Below are 25,917 nucleotides of genomic sequence, written 5' to 3'. Positions count from 1 at the left end.
CCGACCCATGATGGCCACGGACTGGAAGGGTGGCCAAGCCCTTCGTGCCCGTGTTCGTCTGCTGCGCTTCAAGATGTCTACCCAAGCGTTTGGTCGGATCGGGTTGTGGGCTGTGTTATCGGCCCGAACGGTCCGTAGCGCGTTCCGTGACGATTTCGGCATCGCGGCGAGTTCGATTGCTTTTGCCGCTTTTCTAGCGATGATCCCGCTAGCGGGCGTCATTGCGGGCGTTTACGGCATGGTGGTTCCACCAACCGCGGTCGCCGACAATATGTACAAGATTGTCGCCATCCTGCCGGTCAGTGCGCAGCATTTGGTAGCCGCGAACCTGAACCGCGGGCTTGCCAGCGGTCGCGGTGGAATCGTTACCCTGATTGTGTCGCTCGGCATCGCACTGTTCAGCGCGCGTCGTGCGGGACGGTCGCTGCTCCACGGGATCAATCTCGCCTATCTGATCGAACGCGAACGAAGGGGTCTGCGCCGTCAACTGGTGTCGACGGTTGTGGTACTGGGATGCGCCGCGCTCGTGCTAACGGCGCTCGTATCGCTGTCGGTCCTCACGTTCCTGCAGAGCTATGTTCCCGACGGGCTGCCGGGTGCCCGGCTGGCGTCGGCGATCACGCTGTTCGGCTCATTGACCGTCGGTGCGGGTGGCGGCCTTATCGTCCTCTATCGCTACGCCCCGGCGTCGGAGGCGATCCCGTGGCGCAGCGCCCTGCCCGGCACGATCGCTGGCGTCGCCCTGTGGCTGACCGCGACGATGATGTTTCGCGCCTATGTCGCGCAGTTCGCGCGCTTCGACGACACCTATGGCTCGCTGTCCGCGGTCGTGGTGCTGATGCTCTGGCTGATGGTGTCGGCCTGGGCCCTCCTGCTTGGCGCGCGGCTAAATGCCGAAGCCCTGCGCCATGCCGGCGAACACATAAAGGAACGTGCCGAATGACCGACATCCCCGTGCAGGACCGCTATCGAAACCGCCTGCTCGGCATCATCACCGCGATCCTACTGATTGCCGCGCTGCGCATCGGCTTTGCTGTCATCATGCCGATCGCCTTTGCCGCGATCATCGTCGCCGCGCTTTGGCCGCTAAAACGCTGGCTGGCGCGGTTCATGCCCTCCTGGATCGCCTATACGCTGACCCTCCTGTCGCTGGTCACGATCCTCGGCGCGTTCGCCGCGGCGGTGTACCTGTCGGTCGGTCAGCTGATCGGCGCGGTTGCGTCGCAATGGGCAGGTCTCGAGCGCGGTTATAACCACCTCGCCACTTGGGCGGCGGATCGCGGCGTGCCGATCGCCGGGACGATCAACCGGCAGCGGATCACGGTGCTGGTCCAGATGCTGGCGAGCGGCGTCTACGCGTTCGTGACCTATGTCGGCTTCATCGGGATCGTGGTGATGCTCGGCATGCCTGAAGTGCCACGGCTTCGGCGCAAGCTGTACGAGATGTTCGAGGGCGGTGCGCGACGCGACATGCTCGAAGTCGGCGAGGAGATTTCCGGTCAGATCCGCCGCTATCTCGGCACCACGCTTGCGACCAGCATCCTGACCGGCGTCGCATCGTCTTTATGGTCATGGATGACGGGGCTCGAGCTGGTGCTGGTCTGGGGTATCCTGAACTTCCTGCTCAACTTCGTCCCCGTCATCGGCAACATCGTCGGCATCGTCCCGCCTGTGCTCTTCGCGTTCATCCAGTTTGGCGGGTGGCAGATGCCGTTGCTGGTGTTCGCAGGGTTCGTTGTTCTGCAGATGACGATCAGCAACGTCGTCTACCCGATCCTGCAGGGCAAGCAGCTGTCGCTGTCGCCGCTGGCGATCATCGTCGCGATGACGTTCTGGAGCTGGGTATGGGGCATCGCCGGAGCACTGATCGCGGTGCCGCTGACCGCTGCGATCGTGATGATCTGCGGGCAGTTCGATCGCAGCCGTTGGATCGCCAAGCTGCTGGCGTCATGATGACGAGGTGAAGTGCCTGATGAACAGGAACAAAGCCACGTGTCAGCGATTACGCCACAAGAACACGCGGTCAAAAACAGGGGATAATAAAATGAAAAAGACATTCGTAATCGCGATTGCAGCAGGGCTCGCTTCTCTTTCGGCGTGCAATTCCAGCCCACGCGAACAGGCCGCGGACAAGATCGAATCCAACACCGAAGCGGTTGCGGATAATCTCGAGGATGCTGCCGACCGGATCGATAACGAAGCCGTTGAGGATCGCCTGGAGAACAAGGCCGATGCCGTTCGTGCAACCGGTCAAAACCAGGCTGAAGACATGCGAACGAATGACCCCGACACCAACCTGTCGAACGGCATGTAATTTTGTGAGACAGGACGAGCCGCTCCCAAGCACAGCTCGCTCTGGAGGGGCGTCCAAGTAACATTGGGCGCCCTTTTCCGTTTTCGCCGTTTTTAAGCTGATTTCGAGACAGCCGCAGAAAGCTCGGACCTTCTATCCCAAAAGCCTATTTAATTAATGTATGTGCCGTTCCAGGGGCAATCATGCAATTATGCAGTGGCTTAGCGGCCCTACAGTCACACGACCTCACATTGCGTTCGGGAAGTGAACTTCTACTCTTAATCCCGGGGTGTTGTCGGCTAAAGCAAGGCGGGCGCCGTGAACCCTTGCGGAAACGAGCGCGATATTAAGTCCAAGGCCACTGCCTTCAGAACTACGACTAGCGTCGAGCCTGACAAACCGGGACAACGCATGCTCGCGTTGATCCGGGTTTATCCCCGGCCCAGTGTCGGACACGATCAACCACAGCCCGTCACGACGGTGGTCGAGACTGACTGACACGAGACCACCTGGGGGCGTATATTTGATCGCATTGTCGATCACGTTCGTGACGAGTTGTCCAAGAAGCGATCGCACACCACTGACTATTGCCGGCGATACTTCGGCACTCAATAGGAGGCCCCTATCTTCTGCTACGGGTTCGAACAGTTCAACGGCCTCGCCGACGATTGCCGCCAAATCAACGGGAACAAACTCCTTGGCCATCGTCGTTTCTGCTCTAGCCAGTCGTAGCGTGTCGTCGATCGTCCGGAGCAAGGCATCGAGATCTCCGCGCATATCCGACGTCGCATTATTTTGATCCCCGCCAAGGGCCGCAAGTTCGAGCCGCGACCGGATCCGCGTCAGCGGCGTCTTCAGATCATGAGCAAGCGCATCGGTCGCGGTTCGCAGCGAATCCACGAGGCGTTCGATCTCCGCGAAACTATGGTTCAGAGTCGCTGCCAGGCGGTCATATTCATCGCCCCGCCCTGCCACGGGCAAACGCTCGTCCAGATGCCCGGCGCGAAACCGGTCGCCGGCGGTGCTGGCCGCATCGAGGAAGGCGAGCCCGCGCCGACTGTACCAGAAGCCGAAGAGCAGGCCGATCACTCCGGTAGCCATCAGCGACCAGGCAAGTGCGGAAATATAGCGATCGCGCAGCAGGCGTCGATCATCCGAGAGACTGCCGACGAGCAGTCGATAGTCGTTGCCGAGAAGCACCGTCCGCGCGGCGACCTGTCGCTCGATGACCGTGCCCCGCGTCGTCGCGACCTGCGTATCGAACGTACGATACCCAGTACGGTCGATTTCACTGGGCCATTTTGCCAGGTTTCCCGCGACCGGCTGGCCCGAAGCGTCGGTCATGAGATAGATGAAGTCTGTAACGCGCGGGCGCGCGACCGCACGGGACACGGACTGTGCGACGGCAAATGGCCCCTCGCTCTGATACCGCTCAATAAGCCCTGCCGCTTCGTCGTCGACCACTGCCTGCGCGCGGTCGTCGAGCAGGCGTACCGTCTGGACATATTGCACGCTCAGGGCGATCCCCGTCGCGATCAGCGCAATCAGCGTGATCCAGAGTGCACCCCGCAGCGCGGCTGTCGAGGGCCAGCGCATCGTCAGACGGCATCCAGCCGATAGCCCGAGCCGCGGACGGTTCGGATCATCGGAACGTCATCCAAACCGTCGATCTTGGCGCGCAGCCGGCTGACATGGACGTCGACGACGTTCGTCCCCGGATCGAAGTTGTAATCCCAGATCGCCTCGATCAGCATCGTGCGTGTCACCACCTGCCCGGCATGGCGGGTCAGATAGTCAAGCAGCTGATACTCCTTGTTGAGCAGTTCGATACGCCTGCCGTTGCGTGTGGCTGTGCGGCCGAGCAAGTCGAGCGTCAACGAACCCGTCTCGCGGGTGCCTAGCGCCGTGTCGGTGTCGCTGAGTCGACGAACTATCGCCTCCAGGCGTGCAACGAGTTCGCCAAATGAGAAGGGCTTGGCCAAATAATCGTCACTGCCCGCCTGAAGGCCCGCGATCCTGTCGTCCACCTGCCCGAGTGCCGATAGAAGCAGTACCGGCGTCCGATCACCTTTCGCACGCAATGCCTTCAGCACCGACAGTCCATCGAGCTCGGGCAGGTTCCGGTCAAGAATGATCGCGTCATATCGGCCAACGATTGCGGCGGTAAGGCCGTCGATGCCGGTAGCGGCGTAATCGGACACGTGGCCAAGCTCTACCAGCCCGCGACGAACATAGTCTGCAGTCTGTGCATCGTCTTCGATCAGGAGCAGCTTCAAGGTCGGACCGTTCCATTCAAGGTGTCAAGGAGCGGACGCGTGTATCGCCCCCCGGTTCCATGGGCTCAAGACTGGCCTATCGGTTCGCTTGCGATGCGCAGGTTCAGGGAAACCTGGCGGCCGTCACGCAGCACCTGTGTGGGAACGATCGAACCAATCCGAGCCTCCGCTACGGCGCGGGCAAGGTCGCGCCCGTTCTCGACCGGCCTGGATCCGAAGCGCCGAACGACGTCGCCGCGTTGCAGGCCGGACAGCGCGGCTGCCCCGCCATCTTCAACCTCGGCGATCAACGCGCCGTTGGTGGCGTTCGAGCCCATCGCGCTGGCAATCTCCGGTGTCAGATCCTGCAACGAGACACCGATCCTGCCACGCGACACATGGCCGGTTTGCGCGATCTGAAGCGCGACCTTCCGCGCCATGGCGGCCGGTATCGCAAACCCGATCCCAACATTACCGCCAGTCGGAGAAAAGATCGCGGTGTTCACCCCGACGACCCGACCTGCACTATCAAACAGCGGACCGCCCGAATTGCCGCTGTTGATTGCGGCATCGACCTGCAGAAAATCGTCGTAAGGCCCCGCCCCGATTGCCCGCCCACGGGCCGATACGATGCCCGATGTCACGGTGTTTCCAAGGCCGAACGGACTGCCAACGGCAAACACACTGTCTCCGACGCGGATATGGTCGCTGTCGCCCCATTTGATCGGGGTGAACTTACCGTGCCCGTCGATCTTGACCACGGCGACATCGATCTTGGGGTCACGACCCAGGACGCGGCCGGAGAATTCGCGGCCGTCCGACATCTGGACGGTAACGCGGTCGGCACCGTTGACGACATGGTTGTTCGTGATGACGATCCCGGATGCATCGACGATGAACCCCGAGCCAAGCGATCCCCGCTGCGGGCCTTGCTGTTGTGGCGCCCCGGATTGCCCACCGCGATCCTGCATGCCGAAGCCGAACAGCTGACCCAGTCTATCAGCCAGTTCGCTCTCCTCCGATCCGAACTGCGTCGGCTCGAACTGCTGCTCTTGAGTTGATGCGGGCTTGACCTGTATCTGAACAACGCTTGGTCCAACGGCTTCGACCATATCTGATAGCGAGGCATGCACCCCTGTCGACGCGACAGCAGCGGGCCCGGGTGCCGTGAACCGCTCGGCGATGCTGGTGCGACCGTCATCCGCGGCAATCGCCCCGCCCGCGACACCGACGAGTGCCGTGGTTCCCAGAGCGACGGCAGCGATCACCGGGCGTACGGTCATGCGACGGTTAAGTATCACGGTCTTTGTCCTTGTCCTGCGAGCATATGCTCTCTTTGGAACCGGACGATGACCGCCGCCTGTTGCGAACATTACATCGCTGTAATCTTACGGGCCCGCCTGCTTGCCCGGTGCCATACCGCCGCCCCCGGAGCCCGCTCGGAGCTCGACCCGGTTCTCGATGTTCGGGCCGCTCCACGGCGTCCCGTGTCCGGACGCTCGATCATTCGGACTAAGCAGGATCGTCATCGAGCGTCGCGACCCCCATCAATGGATGCATGACGAAGGTCCAGCCCTCACCCCCGACAATCATAAGGCGCAACGATTGACGATCTGCGGTGCCGAGCAAAGATGCCGCTCCTGACGAAGCCGGCAATGTAACCGTCCTGCCATCCTGTAGAATACCGGTTGCCCAGCCACGTCGTCCAATGCGGATCTCGCTGGCAAGGCGCTCCAGAGCTGTCTCAAGCGCTGTGCGCGCACGTTTTCCGGCAACCCATGCATGGCCGCACGGCTCCAATTCCAGGGAGGGTCCTGAGGGTTGATTGGGAACTGGAGACGGCCGTTTGACGACACGACGAAATTTGTTCCCGGAGGAATCAAGAGGACGCACCCCTTCCATACTCATCATGCGCGCAAACTCATCCATCGCTGCTTCCTAAGGGGTAGTGTTCGGAGCGCATAGGTTTGACCCCTAGTTCTTTTTTGCTGAAAGGACGGCCCACGCACGGAACCGACGACTCGGATTCTGGCTGTTGGGCGATGACACAACACCTACCGGTCAAGCTGACTTCCGCAGTCGCATCCATAGTGACCTAACCGCCGTGAATGTTAGATATGGCCAACAGGCCGCCCACACCGAGAGCATAAAGGATGAGCACGGTGAAGGAGTCGATCCCCATCCGCCAGACCTGCCGCTTGGGGCGGAAAATGAGGCCTGCCGCGTAGACACTGGTCAGCAGCACCCCAAGGCCTGCAAGGTAGATGTCACTTGCCTGGGCATCAGGAAGCACCGCCTTGCCGGAGATGACGACGGCAAGGAGGAAGAGCACCGGTAGGAAGGCGTTTCCTCCAAAGATGTCGCTAACGGCGAGCTGATAGTCCTTCATGCGCACCGAGGTGATGCCGGTCGAAAGCTCGGGCAGCGACGTGGCGGCTGCGAGAACCGTTGCACCGAACAGGACCCCACTGAGCCCGATGTGTTGGGCAATTGCATCGCCACTCCGCTCCAGCAGCACACCGGCTGCGAGGGTCGCGAGTGCAGCCCCACCGAAAATGGCTGCCAGGCGGACCGTGCTCTCTCCCTGCTGCGCAGACGCATCGTTTTTCTTCGCTTGCGAATGCCCCTTGGGTTCCTCCTGTCCATCGGGAGCGGTGCCGCTCGTATCGTGCCACGGCAACCCCTTGCTGGCTTTGCTGGAAAGCCACACGCCAACCACCCATAAAATGGCGATCAACACCGCCCCGGGGGTCAGGCGTGCAGCGATGAGCGTGCCGGGGAGCTGTGTCGCCATGATCGACACGGTCAAGACTGCCACGACGAGCACCGCCTCCACGACCAACGTGAGGCTGGCGGCGCGGTAGGTCAGAGGCACCTTTTCCTTCATGGCGATGTCCATGGCTACAAGAACGACAGTCTGGATGGCGATACCACCCAGTATGTTGCCAACCGCTACGCCCAAGTTGCCCGCCAGCGCCGCACTGACGGTGATCGCGACCTCTGGTAAGTTGGTGGCGACCGCAAGGACGATGACGCCGCCAAGCGCCTTGCCTAGGTGAAGGCGCGAGGACAGGATGTCCGTCGTGTCGGCGAGCTTCACCCCGGCGATCCAGATTACGCCCGCGCAAGCGGCAAAGATCGCGAGCAAAATTGGCAGGCTGAGTCCGTTGAGCATGCGGAACTTTCAGTTCGTCGGTAGGTGTATAAGGGTCGATCTTAGCGAACCAACTGACCAGGCGTTCCACGACAATTCATCCTGCAATGCCAAAGCAACGCAGCCGAATGTGCCCGCCCCAGCATCCGTGGAAACACGTCCACGATGAGCGGTGGGCCTTACAACTTTGACCGCTCCATCTAGGGGCGTTTTACGCAGACCCACCTGTGTCCTCGAGCGCGTTCGGATAGGATGCTTTCACCTTTTGCCTTTAATCAGAGGCGTGTGAAAGCCACCGAAAGCCCAATCGTTCGCGACATTCCGGACGGAACGTACGTCGAGCTTGTTGCCAGTCTGTGCGGCACGCGCATGCGGGTGACGCAATCCGCCCATTTCAGATCTGTGAGCGCGCCGGCGATGCGGGCAGACGGGCGCCCGAAAGCGGACAGGCAGCCTTCCACCACATGCGGGCGGAAGAGGCCGCTTCCCTATCACCTGAACAAACGGCGGCTTAGCGTGATTGCCCGCCCGTAAGCGGCCGTTCCGCTTTCCACCAATAGCGGACGCGCGACTGCGGCGAAGGCGTCCTCCGCCGCAGCCACGATTATTCGCGCCGTTTACCGCGAGCGTACCCCGTCCTCCCGTGGCAGACACCTTAGGATTGAGCCACCGACGTCATAGCTTAGTTGGCTTATTGGTAATAAGTTGGATCTAACAGGACGTCTGTAGAAACGGGATGACCGCTCCCCCCGATTGAGTAATTTTCCGCCATCATGACAGATACGACGACGGCGCTTACTGCCCAAACCGAAGGGCTAGCAGCCGGTAAGGAAAAAGAAGGACGGCTGGAACACTGCCCTTATGACGAGGGCCAGAGTCCGGTTCTACGAGCTATCTGGCAGAATGCTTTCATCACGTCGCGTCTCTACGGTGACGAATAAACCTCATCGACTATCCGCACGAACCACGTCGGTTTGTCTCGATATGAGACGATCTTTGGAAGCGCATTAGTTTGAGTATTTGCGCATGGTGTTCCCTGTCGTACCGGCCCGGGCTTGTTGAATGGCGAGGTTTCTGAGTGGCATACATCGAACCCGAACCGGATTTCGAGAAGTTGGCGTCAGATGAACTGGAAGCTGCCGCACGGGCGGATACGATAGAAAAGCGCCGAGCTCATCTGGATCAGGCCGCCATCTACGCCGCGCTTGGGGAACGCAGTCGTAAACCAGGGCAGAGCATTAAATAGTCAGGGCAGCGGCGGAGATGCCCTCCGCCGCAACCAATCAAACCGCACGGATAACTGCGGGATGTGAGCAACCTATGGCACGATGTACCCCGGCGATACCCCAGCCACGCAGCACGCCATGACGGATCTGATCGAGAACGGATCTTGTCTGCGCGCTTGTTAGCTTTCACGCAGATCACCTCGTCGCAATTTCACTTTAGCAATCATGATTGCCGACGTTCGTCGCAAGGCTACAAGGGGGTCACACGAACGGAGGCGTCCGTCACTATGATCGGCCTGTTGGAATTTGCGGCAGTTACAGTAGCATCCTGTCCGGTTGAGCAGGCGCAGTACGCTCAACGCCATAACCCAGGGGTGACGGCTTACTTCCGTCCAATCGACAGTGGTCTCGATTGGCCGAGCCGTATTGCGTTAGCTGTTCACTATGCAGGGTCGGGGAAGACCTTTTGGTGGCTGCCCTGGAACGGCGGCTCGAACGCGCTCCAAAACCTTGCCTCTACCGAAGATGTCACCGTCCAGAGTTGGCGGCCGCCGAGCCCGGATGGCGGGCCCCGGCCGTACGGGAACAGGCAGTATATAGGAACCGACGCGACCTATAAACTGATTGACCATGTTCCGAACCGAGGCGAAGCTGCGCCAGCGCATATGCTTTTCCCGGACTCGGGGGGCTCACGAGACACGGCTTTTCTCAATAGGCAGTTGTTCGATCTCGTCGGCTGCCGAAAGAGGCGCAACTGATCTTCACCGCACCCCCGATCTGTTCTAGAGAATGGATAGTCGGCAGTCTATTTACCGGACATTCTCGGCCTTCGTTGCTGCGGCGAGACCCTCCGCCGCAGCCGAGCGAACCCCTCCGGGGCCGCAGTTTGTAGGCAACCTATGACACGATATACCCCAGCGCTGCCAATCAGATTAGTTGGTGTTTAAAGCGTACGCGCAGCTGCCCCGCCTTTCGTTATTAGACAGATCCCCCGAGCGACGGGGAGGAATTGAAAAGGGCGTGTGCTTCCTCGGCAATCTTTAAACCTAGCGGCACGCCGCCGACATTTTGAGCGGGGGTGCGAGGGATCCCATCAAATCGCCAGTGAACGCCAAGGTAGATGCGGCTGACGGAGTTTTCCCAGATTGCTCTGGCGTAGTTAGGATACGTCACCGGGCTGTGCTGACGAACCGATCCGTTGGGATCGATCGATATGCCGTCGAGTTCATCCGACACGAAGGTGAAGACTTCGTTGTTAATCGTATCGCCGGGGCCATCTTCCTCAAGCAGAACATCGGCGAGTGTGATTGGATCGGGGGCTGTGCCAAGAGCCAGCCGAAGCGTCTGGAACAGCGCCGCGCCAAAAGTGGCGTGTCCCGATGGATAGGCGGGGAATGGAGGCGTAAGTGTATAGCGCCCTGGCGACGCATTGGTCTGCGGTGCGCCGAGCGGCGCCCAAAACGGATCGCCGTCCGGCGAGTTTTCGGCCCGGATGCCTACCACGGGCCGCCACAGATCGTAGTGATACTTCCAATGCCACGCATCGATACCCGCATCCGCCATTGCGACGTTAAGTTGCGCAAACAGTTCCGCCGATTTGGCGACGCTTAGCGCCTTGTCCGCCACAACGACGCGCGCGATTTGATTGTACATCCGCGGGGGAACGCCCAAATTCATCACTCCGTCATAGCCCCAGTAGACGCCAACCCGCTCCTGCTCGGCAGTTCTATCGCGCCGATCGGCCGCGCCGTAGCGCACGACCTCTTCATAATCCTCGCGATACGCCGGATCATCAACTAACGGCATGCTGCCTTGGCCCGGGTACGGCGCAAGCGCGTGGTGATCTGGTCCGGTGAAACGCGTCACGTCTCCCCACACAAGACCCAGCCTTGGTTGGTTTGGAGCGAACGGATCAGCGCGGTGCTGTCCGTAGGCGAGCGTTTCGTTTTGAGGCGCGGTGACCATCACGGTCGATCCATCGGCAGCGCGCATGTCCAGGATCGCTCCGGCGATCGTGGCGCCATAATCGAAGGCCGCATTAGATGCGCCGCTATGTGCGTCGTTGATGAACGAACCATACCGCGGGTACATTGCCTTCAACGCCGTCACCGCAGCACCCGCAACCGTATCAGCAAGGACGCTGCCTGCTGGCGGCGCACCGATCACGTGCACGACGCTCTTCTTGTTCAGATAGGCGGCGGCAGCCCGATTGGTCTCGAAGGCTACAGCATCATGGATGGCGATGTGCACGATCGCCATCGCGCGAGACGTTCGAATCGGGCCCGGCTGCTGGGAATTGTTAAAGCCCCGCGTGAAATCGCGACGCGAACATTCCAAGAGTACGTTGTTCCAATATAGGACCAAGTTCATGACCATCTCCGTTGCTAGACAAGGAAAGTGGCATGAATCAGCCCTTATCGCGCCACTCGACATAATACTTCTGATGCAGGTTTATCCTGCATAAAACTAGCGATACCATGACTCCCTCTTTTGAGTCGCGCCTTGATATACCCTTATTTTCAATATCAAACCGAGATATAGCCGATTTATGCATTTTGTAATTTATTACATCATGGGACAAATGTAGATCAAGACGGTCATGGGCTATTAATAGTCGGAGTGGGAACGTCGCTCGTCCTGATTAAACGGGGCTTACTCTGAACGCACAATCGTAGTTTCGATGCCTCCCTTGACTGCTGCGGAGGCACACTCCGCCGCGACCAGCTCAAGCCAACGGAAAGCGCCCCCTTTCTAGTGCACTACAAGTGCCGACGTACGTTACTGATACGTTCCTTGGAGGATTCGACGGAACCAAAACGGCTAGGCGTTCGCTACTCGATCATCGCTTTGGAAAGCGACTGAGAGACTTAGTGCTCCCGCTTTATTTCGGGAGTTGAAATGTCGATTTACTTTTTCGAAATTGCCGACGCTAACCCACGGATCCCCTGCGTGGGTGAGAACCTTGCATCGCTCGATGATGCCCGACGCTTTGCGCTAAAATATGCTGCTGCGCTTCTATGCGAGCAGAAAGAGCCGTTTTGGAATGGCGATGAATGGTCAATGACAGTAACTGACGCGAACCGGCTAAACCTATTCACACTAATGATATATACGACTGCGGCACCTGCAACATTAAAGCTTCAGCAATAGATCGTTTGGATTTCGAAGCCCGTCACTAAATAGACCCCGCGGTGATCGCAGACACCAGTGCAGCCGCCCGGGATGCACCTGGACTCGGCGGACTTTAGCGCAACGCACGTGCAGATCGCCGCGTTAGTATGCGCCAAACCGTAGCAGGCACGATTTTGCGGACATAAAAACATCCCGAGATGATCGACCCGGTCGTTCTCTTCTCGACGTTTTACATTCGTGCAGCGGAAAACCCCTGCGCCGCCGCCGATAGAACCCCGCAGATAACGGCAGTTTATGCGCAGCCTATGGCACGAGGAACCCCAGCGATACCCCAGTCAGGCAGGTCGTCATGTCCAGCCCGATTAAAATGGATCATCCGTTCGCCCACGTCCGAAACCGACCCAATGCCGGACACTCGGGTTACAAATGGGCGCTTTCGAAAGCCGCCATTCGTTCAGGGCGATCTTTCTATCCCGGTCACTCCTGATGCAAAAATTAAAAGTTTTGCATCAAGTTTGATGGCTAGCGCTGGCTGCATTTCAGATCGATCGCACGCCGATCTAGGTCGCTGAGGGTTTCCCCGATCCTAGCCGATTCATTATCCCAGCAACGCTGCTTAGGCGTACGGCCGTCCCGCTGTTGAACGGGCACCACGTACACAGGATATGGAAATACAGGCGTTTTGCTATCGGGCACGGCAGGTGCTGCCTGTTGAAACGATGAATTCGCCTTTGACGTATCCTGTACCTGGAAGGATGCGATCAGGGTCATTCCGAACGTGATTATCGTTGCTATCATCACCGCATCTCCCCGTTGCCGATCCGCTGAGTATGCACCTGGACTGCTGACAAATCCCTCTACGTAACGATTTAGCCCTCAGCCGCGGCATGATGCAAAACTCACAGGTTTTGCATCGGCCAGAAAACGGCGGGAACCGTGCGATGCGCCGGTGCAAAAATCTAAGGCGTTTCACGCCTACATTTAGTGTCGGTTTTCCCATAACAGGCTCCGAAAGCGGACCGTCCGCTGACCTCCCGATTCTGTTGAAAAAGTCGGGCTTGCAGTGGTGTTGTCGGTCTGATTCAATCTTCGCCAAACAAGCGGAGACAGGCCGATGATGGGCGAGCGGATGGTGGCGCAGGAGGCGCTGTTCTACAGCTTCAGTCTGGAGCGACATGTCCCCGCGGATCATATGCTGCGCTCGGTCGACCGGTTCGTCGATCTGTCGAGCATCCGCGAGCACCTGAAGCCGTTCTACAGCGAAATGGGACGGCGATCGATCGACCTTGAGTTGATGATCCGCATGCTCATCATCGGCTACTGCATGGGGATCCGTTCCGAGCGTCGGTTATGCGACGAGGTGCATCTGAACCTGGCCTATCGCTGGTTCTGCCGGCTGGGGCTGGAAGGAGATGTTCCCGACCACTCGACCTTCTCGAAGAACCGCCATGGTCGCTTTCGCGACAGCGAACTGCTGCGCAAGCTGTTCGAAACGACGGTCGAGCGCTGCATGGCCGAGGGGCTGGTCGGTGGCGAAGGCTTCGCTATTGATGCGAGCCTGATCCGGGCCGATGCCAATCGTCAAACCGGTGCCCCGGGTAGCGAGGGTCTGCCGCCCGAGGCCAACAATCGTGCCGTTCGCGAGTATCTTGCCGTCCTCGACGATGCCGCATTCGGGGCGGCTACGCCGGTCGTGCCGAAGTTTCTGGCGCCGGCGGATCCGGCGTCGCGCTGGACCTGCGCGCATGGCGGGCATGCCTATTACGCCTACTCGACCAACTACCTCATCGATCTCGACCATGCCGTCATCATGGACGTGGAGGCGAGCACCGCGATCCGGCAGGCCGAAGTGACCGCCTGCAAACGGATGATCGAGCGCGTGCAGGACCGGTTTGGCGTCTGGCCCGAACGGCTGGCAGCGGACACAGGGTATGGCTCGGCCGAGATGCTGGCGTGGCTCGTCCACGAGCGCGATATCCACCCGCACATCCCCGTATTCGACAAGTCGGTCCGCCGCGACGGCACCTTCGAGAGGGCAGACTTCCGCTATGACCTGAGCGACGACAGCTATGTCTGCCCTGCCGGCAACCGCCTGCGTCCCCGCAACCGCAACTTCACGCAGGCCCGCGGCGATGTCGGCCAGGACGGCTTCATCCGCTATCGCGCCCGCCAGCAGGACTGCGGGGGCTGCGATCTGCGGCAACGTTGCACACCCAACACGCCAGCACGGAAGGTAACCAGGTCCATCCATGAGGTTGCCCGCGATCTGGCGCGCGATATCGCCGCTACCGACGCCTATGTGACATCCCGTCGTGAGCGTAAGAAGGTTGAGATGCTCTTTGCGCACCTCAAACGCATCTTGAAGCTCGACCGCCTCCGCCTACGAGGACCAAACGGCGCCAAGGATGAGTTCCTCCTCGCTGCCACTGCCCAGAACCTCCGCAAGATGGCCAAGCGCATCCCGATGCCGGCGCAGATGGCACCTGCCTGAGACGGCAGGAATGCTTGCCTTGGTTTTAAGCCTGGGTCCGCCCCGCACCAAGGCCGGCTTTTTCAACACAATCCACCAATCCCAGCCATTCCGCTCCCGTCCATGGCCTGCCCGTGAGCGTCGTCAACGCACAGCCTATGGTAGGTTCAACGCATGGATAACAATGTCTTTGTGCGATGTACCTAAAGGCGGCAGCGATACCCCATTGGATGCATCTATAACGGCCAGAAATACAGAATGAGCGTCGTTCCAAGGCTTAGAATGAGCAGCGAAAGCGGAATGCCCAGCCGGGCATAATCGGCAAACCGGTACCCACCCGGCCCCATCACTAGCGTATTACATTGATGCCCGATTGGAGTGAGGAAATCGCTGCCAGCACCCACCGCTACCGCCATCAGGAAGGCATCCGGTCGCAAGCCAAGTTGCTGGGCCATCGTCGCACCGATCGGTGCCATCACGAGTACGGTCGCCGCATTGTTCAGAAATGGCGTAACGGCCATCGCGGCCGCCATGACTAACGCGATGATCGCGAACGGTGGCAGCTGCGCCGCCACCGTCGACAGGCCGCTGGCGATGATTGCCGTTCCGCCTGTGGTCTCCAGCGTACCGCTTACCGGGATCAGCGCTCCGATCAAAACCAGGATCGGCCATTCGATCGCGCCATAGGCTTCGTCTGGCTTCAGCACGCCGGACACGATCATTGCGGTTGCTGCGGCTAGGAACGCGATCGCCACCGGCACGATCTGCAACGCCAGCGCCAGCACGGTCAGTACCACGATGCCGGCCGGTACCCAGACCGACCGACGGCGACCCACTTGAAGCCGGCGTTCGGCCAGAGGAAACAGTCCGGCCGTTGTCAGCCGATCGCTCAGATTATGTTCGGGGCCGCGTAGCAGCAGCAAGTCGCCCTCCCTGAACGAGACCTGCCGCAACCGTCGCCGGAACCGGTAGCCGGTCCGGCTGATGGCGATCAGCGTCAGCCCGAACTGCTCGGCCAGCCGGGCGGTGGACGAGGTCTGTCCGATCAACGGCGATTCTTTCTGAACGATGGCCTCTGCAATCGACAGGTTGCCGCCGTCCAACGCTCGGTCTGCCGCCGGAATGAGACCGGCACCGATGACCACCCGTTGCAGCGCCGGCGCGTCGCCCTTGATCAGCAAAACGTCGTCGATCGAAATCGTCCAGTCCGGTTCCGGCACCAACCGTCGGAAACGCTCGCGGATGATACCGGCGACGTGGACTTCGCCCGATGCGAGCTTTTCGATGTCCGCAACGGTTTGACCGACGTATGCCGAGTCGTCCGACAACCGTAGTTCGGAGACATAATCCTCGACCGAGAATGCATCCTCTGCCGATCGCGACCCCTGCCGGTCCGTGGGCAGCAGTCGCCAGCCGAACGTCAGGAATATCATGCCGACCAGCGTGATACCCAACCCGACCGGCAGATAGTCGAACATACCGAACGGCTTGCCGAGCAGATCCTGGCGAACGCGGCTGACCACGAGATTCGGCGACGTACCGACCAGCGTCATCAGCCCGCCCATGAGCGACGCGAACGCCATCGGCATCAGTACGAAATGTTGCTTGGTCCGGTGCCGCCGGGCTAGTTGCGTCGCGACCGGCATGAAGATCGCAAGCGCGCCGATATTCTTCATGACGGCCGACAGGATTGCGACGGCGCCGCCAAGGCCGACGATCTGGCGGCCGGGCGTATCGAGCCGCGCGGCGAACGGCCGGATCAAGGCATCGACGATGCCGGACCGGGCAATGCCCGCACTGACGACCAGCGCGGAGGCGATGATGATGACGATGTCGTCGGCAAACCCTGCGAATGCATCCTTGGCGGGTACGAGCCCAAGCAGGACCGTTGCGAGGAGTGCGAGGATGGCGACTACGTCGTATCCTAGTTTGTCCCATACCAGCAGGACCACCACCGCGCCGATTATGCCGAACGACGCGAATTGATCGAATGTCACGGACAGTGCTCCCCAACGGGAACGTTCGTCCCATAACAGCCTCTGAACGTCGGCTCTTTGTCGACGTTCCAGCCGCCATGCGAGGATCGAAGGGCAGGCCGCGCGTTATACCGGCTGTGACAGCCAACTCCCCCCGCCGACCCGCGCCCGCGCGGCTGCCCGTCCGCCTCGGTGTTGGCATCGCCGGCCTGGCCGCGATTGCCGGCGCGACGTGGCGTGGCCGCGACTTCGCCCGCTCGCTGGCGACGACCCGCGCGGCCGAGGCCGCGATGCGCCAGAGCGAGGCACGCTTCCGCTCGCTGATCGAGGCGACATCGGCAATCGTGTGGACGACCGGGAGTGACGGCGAGTTCCGTGATCCCCAGCCGAGCTGGGAAGCCTTTACCGGACAGTCGTTCGACGACATGCTCGGCTTCGGCTGGGTCGATGCGATCCACCCCGACGATCGCGAGACGAGCAGGGCGGCGTGGGCGGATGCGGCAGCGACAGGCCGGGTCTATGAGATCGAACACCGCATCCGGCGCCATGACGGCGCGTATGTCGACATGCAGGCGCGGGCAGCCCCGGTGTGCGGCGCCGACGGCACCGCGCGGGAATGGGTCGGCATCCACAGCGAGATCGGCGAACGCAAGGCGGCGGAGCGCGCGCTTGCAGCGGCAAAGTTCAAGGCGGAAGAGGCAGCGCTGGCGAAGAGCCAGTTCATCGCCAATATGAGCCATGAACTGCGCACGCCGTTGAGCGCGGTCATCGGCTATGCAGAAATGCTGGAAGAGGATTACGAGGGGGCCGATCCGGTCGAGGTTCGCGCCGATCTAAGCAAGATTACCGCGAATGCACGGCACCTGCTGGATCTCATCAACGCCGTGCTGGACCTGTCGAAGATCGAGGCAGGCCGGGATGAACTGTATATCGAGCGGTTTGACGCCGACGCGCTGATCGGCACGGTCGTCGATACGGCGCAGGCGCTGGTGGCGAAGAACGACAACCGTCTGCTCGTCGATGTGCCGACAGCGCTGGGGGAGATCGGCTCCGACGTGGTCAAGCTGCGTCAGTGCCTGTTCAACCTGGTCAGCAACGCCGCGAAGTTCACGAGCAACGGACAGATTACGCTATCGGCTCATCGCAGCGACACCTTCATCGTGTTCGAGGTGCGCGACACCGGTATCGGCATGACCCCGGAGCAGGTCGGGCGGCTGTTCGAACGCTTCATGCAGGCGGACAATTCGGTGACGCGGCAATATGGCGGCAGCGGCTTGGGGCTGGCGATTACGCGTGCGTTTGCACAGCGGCTGGGCGGCACGGTGACGGTGGAGAGCCGGCTCGGAGAGGGATCGTGTTTCCGCCTCGCCGTGCTGACCGACCTTCAGGAGGACGTCACACGGGAGGATGAAGATTCGCCGGTCCTCATCGAAACGCGTTCGACGGTACTCGTGATCGATGACGAACGGCCGATGCGCGAACTGCTCCAGCGGTTTCTGGAGCGCGAGGGGTTTCAGGTCCTGACCGCCAGCGACGGCGAGGCCGGGCTCGCCATGGCGCATCGCTATCGACCGAGCGCGATCATGCTCGACGTGATGATGCCGCGCATGGACGGCTGGGCGGTACTGAACGCGTTAAAGGCGGACCCGGTGCTGGCGGATACGCCGGTGGTGATGGTGACGGTAAGCCGCGAACGCGGACTGTCGTTGTCGATGGGCGCGGTCGACCATCTGCCCAAACCGGTCGACTGGACTCGACTGAAGACGATCCTCGATCGATATCGGGTCGCGGAGGCGCCACAGGCACTGCTGGCGGGGTCGGACATTGATACCAAGGCGGCATTGAAGGCCGCGTTCGACAGCGAAGGCTGGACCCTGGGCAGCACGAGCATATCAGCTCTACTGGCTGGCACGCTGCCAGCGCATAAGCCGCAACTGGTGCTGGTCGACCTCGCGGATGCGCCAGACGGGCTGAGCGACCTTCCCTCGATCCGCGAACGAGTCGGTGCCGCTACCTCAATCGTCGTCCTGTCGGATGGTATAGGGGCGGAAGCGCGTCGCGCGATCCGGGCGATCGACGCAGATATGATCGAGGCGGCCAACGGCAACGCGTTTGCGGCCAAACTGAAGGCGTTCCTGGCGGATCATACCCCTGAAACGTTACCAACCCCAAGTGGAGCAGAATGATGGCGACCCTGTTGCTGGTAGAAGACCATGAGGAGATCTGGGATTTCCTGTCACGGCGTCTCCGTCGCAAGGGACATGACGTGGTCGTCGCGAATGACGGCCGCTCCGGCGTTGACGCTGTTCGTGCCAATCGCCCGGACTTGATCCTGATGGACGTCAACCTGCCCGTGCTCGACGGCTATTCAGCGGTTCGTGAATTGCGTGCCGACGAGGCGACACGCGAGATACCGGTCATCGCATTGACCGCGCACGCCATGACCGGTGATCGCGAGAAGGCGATCGCGGCGGGATGTACCGACTATCACCCCAAACCGATCGACTTTTCCAGGCTGCTCGAACAGATCGAGACGGCGCTCGCATCAATGGCCGATGCCGGGTGACCATTCGCCTCGACGACAGTGTAGACGGCGTTGCGAACCCCGACTGGGTTCTGCACGCCGCGCGCCGTGGCGGATCGGTCGGCAGCGGACGCAACGTGAAAGCGGGCGAACCCGATCACGCCTCCCTTCGCAGGGCCGTGCTGGACCAGGTTTTGGCGGTCAAGATACTGGACGCGCATCTGCGCAATCGCATTCAATTGATGCAGAGCGACCCAACGGATTTGTCTGGCGTGTCCCCCACGGAGGCGGCGTTGCTGATCCGGGGGATGGCCGCTGCGGGGCACGCCGATGGCGGGCTGCAGCAGGCCGAACGTGCGCGTCTGGTGATATATGCCAGGACCGCGCCGCTCACGGAGGATGCCCGGTGCGATATACTGGCAGAGATCGAGCGTCCCCCGTCGATCGAAAGCCTTGTCCGGCAGGTCGAAACGCCGCGCATAGCCGAGCGTTTCTATGCCGTATCGATCGCCGTTATCGGGCGCGAGTCCGCTGTCTCCCGCGCCTATCTTGCCTATCTGGCGATCAGGCTCGACCTGTCGAACGATATCATCCTGCGCCTCAATCGCGAGAATGATTCCCGTCGCTGACCTCCCGACGGCTGTATCGGCTGAGGTCGGCGAGACCGTCGCGGACGGTGCCACTGTCGATCAGCAGCTTGCGGGAGATGTCCCCCAGCGTGAGCCAGCCGACGGTCTTGCCGTCGGCATCCCGCACCAGCAGCCGGCGGACATGGTATCCCGCCATCAGGTCGAGCGCCGCCTCCACGTCTTCGTCCGGATCGCAGGTATGGACGTGCTCCGTCATCGCCTCGGCTACCAGCGTGGTCGCCGGGTCCTTGCCCGTAGAGCAGACCCTGAAAAGAACGTCCCGGGTCGTGATGACCCCCAATGGAGCGTCCGTGCTTCCCACCGGCAGCGCACCGACGTCGATTTCCCCCATCAGTACGGCAGCAGCCTGGATCGTGTCGTTCTTTCCGATGAACTCGACGTCTCGGCTCATCAGTTCGGCTACTTTCATACCTGTCGAATCCTTCTTGGTTCAGAGGGAAGCGTTCACGGTCGCGCAAGTTCCATACGCTGCGGCGTGATGGTCAGTTCGGATGAATGCCCTCCGGATCGCGTCGAAGCCGGCCATTGCTTGGGGTTCACCGGATCGCCGAGGCGGGTGTCGAGGGCGACTATGTCGACGGGCCTCGTTCGCGTGACGTCGAAGGAAAACGGAGATCGCGCTGAGGCACCGGCATGGTAACGCCGTGTTCCTTGAACAGATCCCAGATGCGGAAGAACACGTCGCTCGTGACGTTCCCAACCCCCGCCTCGGGGCTGTCGATCCAGATCCGCAGGTCGAACTCGACACCATTGTCGCCGAATTCCTTGATCCAGCAGACAGGGGCGGGTTCGGTCAGCACACGTGGTGAGACGGACGCGGCCTCGACCGCGAGCCGCTGCGCAAGTCGCAGATCGCAATCGAACGACACCCGAAACCCGACATGAACCCTGACGTCCCGGCTCGAGAACGACCAGTTTTCGACTTCGTCGGTCATCAGCCGTTCGTTCGGGATCAGATGTTCCTTGCCATCGCGGGTCAGGACAGAGACTGCACGAACGCCGATCTTGTTGACCCAGCCGAAAGTATCGCCGACCGCGATGACGTCGCCGGGCTTGATCGATCGGTCGAGCAACAGGATGAGACCGGCGATCAGATTGCCGAGTGTCTTCTGCAGGCCGAAACCGATCGCAAGCCCGAACGCGCCAGAGAACACGGCGAGCGCCGTGAGATCGATGCCGAGAAGATCAATACCAACGAAAATCGCGACGGTGACGACCGCAATCTGAGCGAGTTTCTGGAACAGTACGCGTTGCGCCGCGTCAAGCAGTCGAGCCTGCCCGATCCAGCGCAGGATCAGCCCGAGCAGTGCGCGCGCGGCGAGGAACAGCAGGAGCGATAAGCCGACCGCGTTGACGATATCGAGCAGCGAAATACGCCGGGTGCCGACCCCCATGCTGGCGCGGTCCAGTCCCGCGATCAACGGAGCGAGGCCGCCCAGCCGACTTGCCAGCACGATGAGAAACAGGGCGGCGGCGATCAGTGACGCTGGTCGGCTGCGCAGGCCAAGCGCACGGCCGAACTCGTAGGCCAGCATGGCTACCGCGATGCCGAGACTCGCAGCGAGGAGAAGGTCTGCACCGGGGTTTAGCCCCCGAACGCCGAGAAACGCCGTCAGGACCAGCGCCATCACGCCAGCGCGAGTAATTGCCATGAGACGCGGCGCGATCACGTCGGCGTGACGTGGCGTCAGCGCCGGCAGGAGGTATCGGCAGGCAAGGCGCGCGGCAGCGATGCCCAGCAGCAACGCGGTGCCTAGGATTGCGACAGCCGCGATCAGGTCGTGAAACGGCACCGCCGTCCATTGGTCCAGATATGTCTGCCACCAGGCATCGTGTTCCAACCGGTTCTCCAATGCGAGCTCCTTGGTGCCGGTCGCTCGACAATCATCTCGACGCTCACGACGTCATGCACGTCCGGGAGCAGAACCTGTGTTAGCCAGACTTGGCGCCTTGGTCAGCCCTTGTCGTCATGCGCATTCCCGCCGGGGCATTTTAGTCTTTTCAGGGCAGGGATCGCTGGCGAAACAGCGTGCAGAACGGGCGCTAAATAGCGGCAACCGGGATGCTTTCGAGAAAAGCTTTCGGTTCTCAATCACCATCTATTTTAAGAAAGGCCGCAGCATCAGGACGATACCCCGTCGCAAAAAGCGACGATCTCGGCTACGGATCTGCGCGGAGATTGCGCCTAGTGATCGGGGTCTATCATCGTCAGTTTACGACAGAAACATCGGCCGGCTTTGACATTTCCGAGGTGGGAGGCGGTGGAAGTTCACCCAGACCGTGCGGAGGTGAAACCGCGCTACGTCGTAGCCAGACGCGACCCGCCGCTAAATCTATCGTCACCACCCAATCTTTCAAAAACGACATACCGAGATTACCGTCGATCACTAGATCAGGACCGTAGATCGGGCCGGTGATCGAGACGCCGTCTGCGAGCCGTAGCGTTGCCATTTGGCCACCGCTGCCGACTGGATTGAGCCCTACCTCGCCTAGCAGAGGACGAGAGACAAGGTTTGGTCCAGTGTTGCCGCTGTCTAATTCCAGCCGCAAGGGTCCATGACGCGCCGGCACCTCAACAAACGCCGACAATGCGATCCCGCCGACTTCGCGCGCTAGGTGAGCCTTTATCTCAGTTGCGCTGCTGACGCGTTTGCGGGCACTGGCTTCGGTCTCAACCGTCAGTTCCATCCGGGCGAAGTCGATCGTGACGGTTCGGCCAGCAAATGCGTCAAGTGCCAGCAATCCGTCAAGCGGTGCGTCCGGGCTACCGACGTCAATCACTAGCGCCGTAGGCGCGCTCAGGCTGAGGCCACCCCATCGCAAACGAACTTCGTCGCAGCGCGCCCCGCTGATGCGGGCACCTCGCATATGGAAGCCGACGATACGCCCCCACGGTGTGCACCCGATCGCTCTGGCCGTAGCTGTCGTCACCACCGTCATGCCCCCTGCAGTATCAACCTGAAACAGGCGCTCTTTTCCACCGATCTCGACCTTGGCAGCGATGCCACGGCCATATTGGACCAATGGAAGGCGAGCAGCTGGCTGATCGTTGGCGTGAACTGTCGTAATTGAGAGAGCGCCTACCAACGAGCCGATCAGCATCTTCATGGGTTTCCTTAGCCGCTAGCGACCGCTCCGGTCGGACTATCAACATCTGCCGCGAGCACGGCGCGAATGTCATTAAAAAGTGGATTATGGTAAGTGCGCTCCGCGTGTGAGACCACAGCAGAAAACTTGGACGTAGATGACGATGCAACCTCGAAAACTTTAGAAAATCGCCGAGTGGCTTCGCCCTTCCCCATGCGGCTGACGAGCCCTACATAACGTAAATCATCAACCGCTGGTACAGCAGACTGGTACAGCGTGGCTAAACCGGCGGGTCGAGAACGACGTTAATTCGTTACTTCGATCAAGTAGGCTCCCCTCCCGTAGGGGGCACCATATCATCGCTAAGCAGCGGAGATCGGCGGACAAGCAGTAAATCAATGCTTCGTGAGGCGCCCGGTGCTACAAATGGGGCGTCGCATGTCGCATTCCGTCAAGCGCGGCAATTTCTGGTTAGACTAGCGCCGCATTCCTTTATCCGACGTCAATCTTGTGGTTTGCCTGCCCGTAAGGGCGAAGTCCGAGGAAAGTCTGTAACCGGGGGTTCAGCCCCTGCCTCATCGTCTGAACGGACGGCTGCTTCTCGCAATCGTTGCCCAAAAGCGGCCGGTCCGGTTTCCACCACTTTTGCCATTCAGCTGCAAGCAAAGGCAGTCCGCAATATTAGGGTGCGGCTTAACGCGGCATAAACCACGGCCAGCGATTTGTGCGGAAACCGTGCGGCGGCGTTCGGCTCCAAGCACGCGCACTTTCGGGGAGCGGTTATGGGAACCCAACGACCTAATCGGAACTTTGGGTGTAAATCCAAGGGGTGGTGGCGGTGCTGTCAGTCTAACGCGAACTGCTCTCCACAAGATGCGCTCGGGTCTGCGGGTGCGGCAGCCTAGCTCGTGAGGATCTGCCGTTCGGCCAGTGCGGCTGAGCGGCGATCTCCGCAAGTGTATGAACGTGCGAATTAACGCCGTTGGCTTGGCCACCCGCCCAACGACCAGATCAGCAACCGCGTCTCGAGCGAGCGCATCGGCTTGCCGTCCTTACCGATCGCCGGCTGGTATTTGCCACGCTTGATGATCTGCTTGCAGGCGGAACTGTCCAGAACCGGATTGCCGCTCGAACGCACGATCGTGCAACCGTCCACCCTGCCCTTCGTGTCGATGCTCCAGCGGACGGTGGTGTCGCCATCCTGCCGGTTGTGCGCAGCCTGGAGTGGGAAGACGAACCATTTCGTGACATCGCCGATTGGCTTGGCCGTCACCGCCATCTGCGACAGGTCGACACCCCATGATCTGATCTGATCGGTTTCGCAGGTCACGAGCGCGCGCAGCGCCTTATCCGCGCGGTCGAGGGGGAACGTCATCGCGCCCTGACCCAGTTCTTCGATCGTCAGCCCGACCTGCGATCCCAACCCGACGATTTGCGCATGTGGCGCCATGAACCGCAACACCCGCTTACGACCCCCGGGAATCCTGAGGCTGACGCCCATGCTTATTATCGTTGTAGCGGGGTCGGGACGCATGATAACGCCACCACCCCTGAGCGCTTCGTCCGGACTGTCGGCAGACAATATAATGACCTCGGTCTGGAAATCGCCCGGAGCCTGCCTGAACCCAAGGGTGACTTTGGTCCCGTTCGATTCATACGGCCGCGTCAGCAGACAGAGGTCCTGCTGGTAGTCCATTGTCCATTTGCCGACCGGGCTATAGCTTACCGTCGAGACGGCAGCCGCCACCGCAAATGCCACAATCATCCCGTTGCCCCCTGACCACTTGCGTACGTCGAAAGAGTAATGCCGTTTCAGGCCCGTTAACAATGGCCTGCACGTCGTAGGTCTGCATGGTACGCTGCCGCGTCCGGATTGACCTCATCCCAAGAAATCGCCAGCGTTAGCGCTATCATAAAAGAGAGGATGCCTTGTGGATATTACACGTCGCAGCGGGCTGTCGATGCTTGCAGGTCTTGCCGTATTAGTGGGGGCACGGGGCAGCGCTGCAAGCGAGCCCGAGGTCGCACCGAGGAGCCTGAAGCAGCTCGCTGCGGCGAAGGGCATGCGGATGGGATCGAGTTTCGCCTGGGGCGCTCAGGGTGCCGATCGCGGCTCGTTTGCGAACCCGGCCTACGCCGCGCTGCTGATGCGCGACTGTAGTCTGCTGGTCGCCGAGAACGAGATGAAGTGGCAGGCGCTGCGTCCGAGTGCGACCCAGTTCGACTTTGCGCGGTTCGATGCGATGATGGCGTGGGCGGACGCCAACGCGCTACCGGTCCGCGGGCACAATCTGTTGTGGCATCAGCCGAAATGGATGCCGCGCTGGGAAGAAACACACGACTTTGGTGCGACCCCCGCGCGTGCAGCCGAACGCCTCCTGGTCGATCATGTCAGCACCGTGTGTGGCCGCTACGGCAGCCGGATCAGGAGCTACGACGTCGTCAACGAGGCGGTCGATCCCAAGGATGCGAGCTTGTACCAGACCGCGCTGTCGCGGGCGATGGGTAGCCCGGAGGCAACGCTCGACCTCGCCTTTCGCACCGCGCGCCGCGCCGCGCCGCAGGCACAACTGGTCTATAACGACTATATGAGCTGGGAGCCCGGCAACGCCACGCACCGCGCAGGGGTTCTCAAGCTGCTCGAAGGGTTCAAGACGCGGGGCGTGCCGGTCGATGCGCTAGGCGTGCAGTCGCACCTGGTCACACAAGGGATCGATGCGCGTGCGACGATCGCGGAGCTGGAGGGCGAGTGGCGCCGCTTCCTCGATGAGGTGACCGCGATGGGCTATGGATTGGTGATTACCGAGCTCGACGTACGCGACAATTCGCTTCCCGCCGACGTTGCAGTTCGCGACCGAGCGGTGGCGGATTTTACGCGCGGCTACCTCGACGTGATGCTCGCCTATCCGCAGCTTCGCGACGTGCTGCTGTGGGGAATGACCGATCGCTATAGCTGGATTGAAGGGTTCGAGCCGCGCAAGGACAAGCCACGCCGCCGCCCCTGCCCCTATGACGCCGCGTTCAAGCCCAAACCCATGTACACGGCGATCGCCGCCGCGCTTGCCGCCGCCCCACACCGCGCCTGACACGATAACAAAAAATGGGCGCCGCGGTTAACGCGCGGCGCCCAGGGGGAGAACGGGAGGCTGA

General features: G+C 61.0%; 21 protein-coding genes. 10 read left to right on the top strand and 11 right to left on the bottom strand.

What is annotated here, in order from left to right:
- The first annotated feature begins 7 nt into the window (after window positions 1-7).
- The 3 genes from ASE72_RS18100 to ASE72_RS18090 all read left to right on the top strand — a co-directional run bounded on the left by ASE72_RS18100 (window position 8) and on the right by ASE72_RS18090 (window position 2,314).
- A complete protein-coding gene (locus ASE72_RS18100) occupies window positions 8-943 on the top strand; it encodes a YihY/virulence factor BrkB family protein (protein WP_082446275.1) in 936 nt (311 codons plus the stop codon).
- Window positions 940-1,953 carry an AI-2E family transporter gene (locus ASE72_RS18095; RefSeq protein WP_056025028.1) on the top strand — a complete coding sequence of 338 codons (1,014 nt, stop codon included), beginning with the start codon at window positions 940-942 and terminating at the stop codon, window positions 1,951-1,953. The genes ASE72_RS18100 and ASE72_RS18095 overlap by 4 nt, the downstream gene beginning before the upstream one ends.
- Before the next feature lie 91 nt (window positions 1,954-2,044).
- On the top strand, window positions 2,045-2,314 hold the full coding sequence (locus ASE72_RS18090) for a hypothetical protein (protein WP_056025026.1): 270 nt from the start codon (window positions 2,045-2,047) through the stop codon (window positions 2,312-2,314).
- A gap of 225 nt (window positions 2,315-2,539) precedes the next feature.
- Here the strand turns inward: ASE72_RS18090 and ASE72_RS18085 are convergent, their stop codons facing one another.
- The 5 genes from ASE72_RS18085 to ASE72_RS18070 form a co-directional block, all read right to left on the bottom strand.
- Entirely contained in the window at window positions 2,540-3,889 is a 1,350-nt protein-coding gene (locus ASE72_RS18085) for a sensor histidine kinase (protein WP_056025024.1), read from the bottom strand.
- 2 nt (window positions 3,890-3,891) lie between these two features.
- Entirely contained in the window at window positions 3,892-4,569 is a 678-nt protein-coding gene (locus ASE72_RS18080) for a winged helix-turn-helix domain-containing protein (protein ID WP_056025022.1), read from the bottom strand.
- A 65-nt stretch (window positions 4,570-4,634) separates the two neighbouring features.
- Window positions 4,635-5,831: a trypsin-like peptidase domain-containing protein gene (locus ASE72_RS18075; RefSeq protein ID WP_056025019.1), complete on the bottom strand. Its 1,197-nt coding sequence runs from the start codon at window positions 5,829-5,831 to the stop codon at window positions 4,635-4,637.
- Between the two features lie 229 nt (window positions 5,832-6,060).
- The gene (locus ASE72_RS20410) at window positions 6,061-6,477 is read right to left on the bottom strand and encodes a hypothetical protein (protein WP_156350662.1); all 417 of its coding nucleotides are present in this window, start codon (window positions 6,475-6,477) and stop codon (window positions 6,061-6,063) included.
- A 166-nt stretch (window positions 6,478-6,643) separates the two neighbouring features.
- Window positions 6,644-7,723, bottom strand: a complete 1,080-nt coding sequence (locus tag ASE72_RS18070; RefSeq protein WP_056025016.1) for a sodium:calcium antiporter — start codon at window positions 7,721-7,723, stop codon at window positions 6,644-6,646.
- Window positions 7,724-8,780: 1,057 nt separating this feature from the next.
- Here ASE72_RS18070 and ASE72_RS20405 point away from each other — a divergent pair.
- Window positions 8,781-8,948, top strand: a complete 168-nt coding sequence (locus tag ASE72_RS20405; RefSeq protein WP_156350661.1) for a hypothetical protein — start codon at window positions 8,781-8,783, stop codon at window positions 8,946-8,948.
- Window positions 8,949-9,906: 958 nt separating this feature from the next.
- Here the strand turns inward: ASE72_RS20405 and ASE72_RS18065 are convergent.
- Window positions 9,907-11,298: a vanadium-dependent haloperoxidase gene (locus tag ASE72_RS18065; protein WP_162235499.1), complete on the bottom strand. Its 1,392-nt coding sequence runs from the start codon at window positions 11,296-11,298 to the stop codon at window positions 9,907-9,909.
- 528 nt (window positions 11,299-11,826) lie between these two features.
- On the opposite strand from ASE72_RS18065, the gene ASE72_RS21235 reads away from it, so the two are divergent.
- Entirely contained in the window at window positions 11,827-12,078 is a 252-nt protein-coding gene (locus tag ASE72_RS21235) for a DUF6894 family protein (RefSeq protein ID WP_443024789.1), read from the top strand.
- 1,096 nt (window positions 12,079-13,174) lie between these two features.
- The gene (locus ASE72_RS18060; protein ID WP_056025010.1) at window positions 13,175-14,551 is read left to right on the top strand and encodes an IS1182 family transposase; all 1,377 of its coding nucleotides are present in this window, start codon (window positions 13,175-13,177) and stop codon (window positions 14,549-14,551) included.
- 215 nt (window positions 14,552-14,766) lie between these two features.
- Here ASE72_RS18060 and ASE72_RS18055 read toward each other — a convergent pair whose 3' ends face one another.
- Window positions 14,767-16,527, bottom strand: a complete 1,761-nt coding sequence (locus tag ASE72_RS18055; RefSeq protein WP_056025008.1) for an SLC13 family permease — start codon at window positions 16,525-16,527, stop codon at window positions 14,767-14,769.
- 116 nt (window positions 16,528-16,643) lie between these two features.
- Here ASE72_RS18055 and ASE72_RS18050 point away from each other — a divergent pair, with 116 nt between their 5' ends.
- From ASE72_RS18050 to ASE72_RS18040, 3 genes are read left to right on the top strand one after another with little or no spacing between them, the layout of a single operon-like run.
- Complete coding sequence (locus ASE72_RS18050) at window positions 16,644-18,692, top strand: hybrid sensor histidine kinase/response regulator (RefSeq protein WP_056025005.1); 2,049 nt, start codon at window positions 16,644-16,646, stop codon at window positions 18,690-18,692.
- Window positions 18,692-19,072 carry a response regulator gene (locus ASE72_RS18045; RefSeq protein WP_056025154.1) on the top strand — a complete coding sequence of 127 codons (381 nt, stop codon included), beginning with the start codon at window positions 18,692-18,694 and terminating at the stop codon, window positions 19,070-19,072. Before ASE72_RS18050 ends, ASE72_RS18045 begins: the two co-directional genes overlap by 1 nt.
- Window positions 19,069-19,659, top strand: a complete 591-nt coding sequence (locus tag ASE72_RS18040) for a DUF533 domain-containing protein (RefSeq protein WP_056025002.1) — start codon at window positions 19,069-19,071, stop codon at window positions 19,657-19,659. The genes ASE72_RS18045 and ASE72_RS18040 overlap by 4 nt, the downstream gene beginning before the upstream one ends.
- Here the strand turns inward: ASE72_RS18040 and ASE72_RS18035 are convergent.
- The 4 genes from ASE72_RS18035 to ASE72_RS19855 all read right to left on the bottom strand — a co-directional run bounded on the left by ASE72_RS18035 (window position 19,631) and on the right by ASE72_RS19855 (window position 24,526).
- Complete coding sequence (locus tag ASE72_RS18035; protein WP_056024999.1) at window positions 19,631-20,089, bottom strand: CBS domain-containing protein; 459 nt, start codon at window positions 20,087-20,089, stop codon at window positions 19,631-19,633. The genes ASE72_RS18040 and ASE72_RS18035 overlap by 29 nt on opposite strands.
- 160 nt (window positions 20,090-20,249) lie before the next feature.
- The gene (locus ASE72_RS18030; RefSeq protein ID WP_235532445.1) at window positions 20,250-21,533 is read right to left on the bottom strand and encodes a mechanosensitive ion channel family protein; all 1,284 of its coding nucleotides are present in this window, start codon (window positions 21,531-21,533) and stop codon (window positions 20,250-20,252) included.
- 355 nt (window positions 21,534-21,888) lie between these two features.
- Entirely contained in the window at window positions 21,889-22,788 is a 900-nt protein-coding gene (locus tag ASE72_RS19860; RefSeq protein WP_082446270.1) for a retropepsin-like aspartic protease, read from the bottom strand.
- Between the two features lie 952 nt (window positions 22,789-23,740).
- Window positions 23,741-24,526 carry an energy transducer TonB gene (locus ASE72_RS19855; protein WP_162235498.1) on the bottom strand — a complete coding sequence of 262 codons (786 nt, stop codon included), beginning with the start codon at window positions 24,524-24,526 and terminating at the stop codon, window positions 23,741-23,743.
- 172 nt (window positions 24,527-24,698) lie between these two features.
- Here ASE72_RS19855 and ASE72_RS18020 point away from each other — a divergent pair, with 172 nt between their 5' ends.
- A complete protein-coding gene (locus tag ASE72_RS18020) occupies window positions 24,699-25,853 on the top strand; it encodes an endo-1,4-beta-xylanase (protein WP_443024788.1) in 1,155 nt (384 codons plus the stop codon).
- Window positions 25,854-25,917 lie beyond the last annotated feature (64 nt).

The organism is Sphingomonas sp. Leaf20 (genome assembly GCF_001421535.1).
Classification (GTDB): domain Bacteria; phylum Pseudomonadota; class Alphaproteobacteria; order Sphingomonadales; family Sphingomonadaceae; genus Sphingomonas.
Note: the sequence above shows the minus strand (reverse complement) of the source record. Positions and strands in the feature narration are given on the sequence as shown.

Coding starts and splice junctions, on each gene's coding strand:
- ASE72_RS18100 (WP_082446275.1), top strand. CDS start 8: ATGATGGCCACGGACTGGAAGGGTGGCCAAGCCCTTCGTGCCCGTGTT.
- ASE72_RS18095 (WP_056025028.1), top strand. CDS start 940: ATGACCGACATCCCCGTGCAGGACCGCTATCGAAACCGCCTGCTCGGC.
- ASE72_RS18090 (WP_056025026.1), top strand. CDS start 2,045: ATGAAAAAGACATTCGTAATCGCGATTGCAGCAGGGCTCGCTTCTCTT.
- ASE72_RS18085 (WP_056025024.1), bottom strand. CDS start 3,889: ATGCGCTGGCCCTCGACAGCCGCGCTGCGGGGTGCACTCTGGATCACG.
- ASE72_RS18075 (WP_056025019.1), bottom strand. CDS start 5,831: ATGACCGTACGCCCGGTGATCGCTGCCGTCGCTCTGGGAACCACGGCA.
- ASE72_RS20410 (WP_156350662.1), bottom strand. CDS start 6,477: ATGGATGAGTTTGCGCGCATGATGAGTATGGAAGGGGTGCGTCCTCTT.
- ASE72_RS18070 (WP_056025016.1), bottom strand. CDS start 7,723: ATGCTCAACGGACTCAGCCTGCCAATTTTGCTCGCGATCTTTGCCGCT.
- ASE72_RS18065 (WP_162235499.1), bottom strand. CDS start 11,298: ATGAACTTGGTCCTATATTGGAACAACGTACTCTTGGAATGTTCGCGT.
- ASE72_RS21235 (WP_443024789.1), top strand. CDS start 11,827: ATGTCGATTTACTTTTTCGAAATTGCCGACGCTAACCCACGGATCCCC.
- ASE72_RS18060 (WP_056025010.1), top strand. CDS start 13,175: ATGATGGGCGAGCGGATGGTGGCGCAGGAGGCGCTGTTCTACAGCTTC.
- ASE72_RS18045 (WP_056025154.1), top strand. CDS start 18,692: ATGGCGACCCTGTTGCTGGTAGAAGACCATGAGGAGATCTGGGATTTC.
- ASE72_RS18035 (WP_056024999.1), bottom strand. CDS start 20,089: ATGAAAGTAGCCGAACTGATGAGCCGAGACGTCGAGTTCATCGGAAAG.
- ASE72_RS19860 (WP_082446270.1), bottom strand. CDS start 22,788: ATGAAGATGCTGATCGGCTCGTTGGTAGGCGCTCTCTCAATTACGACA.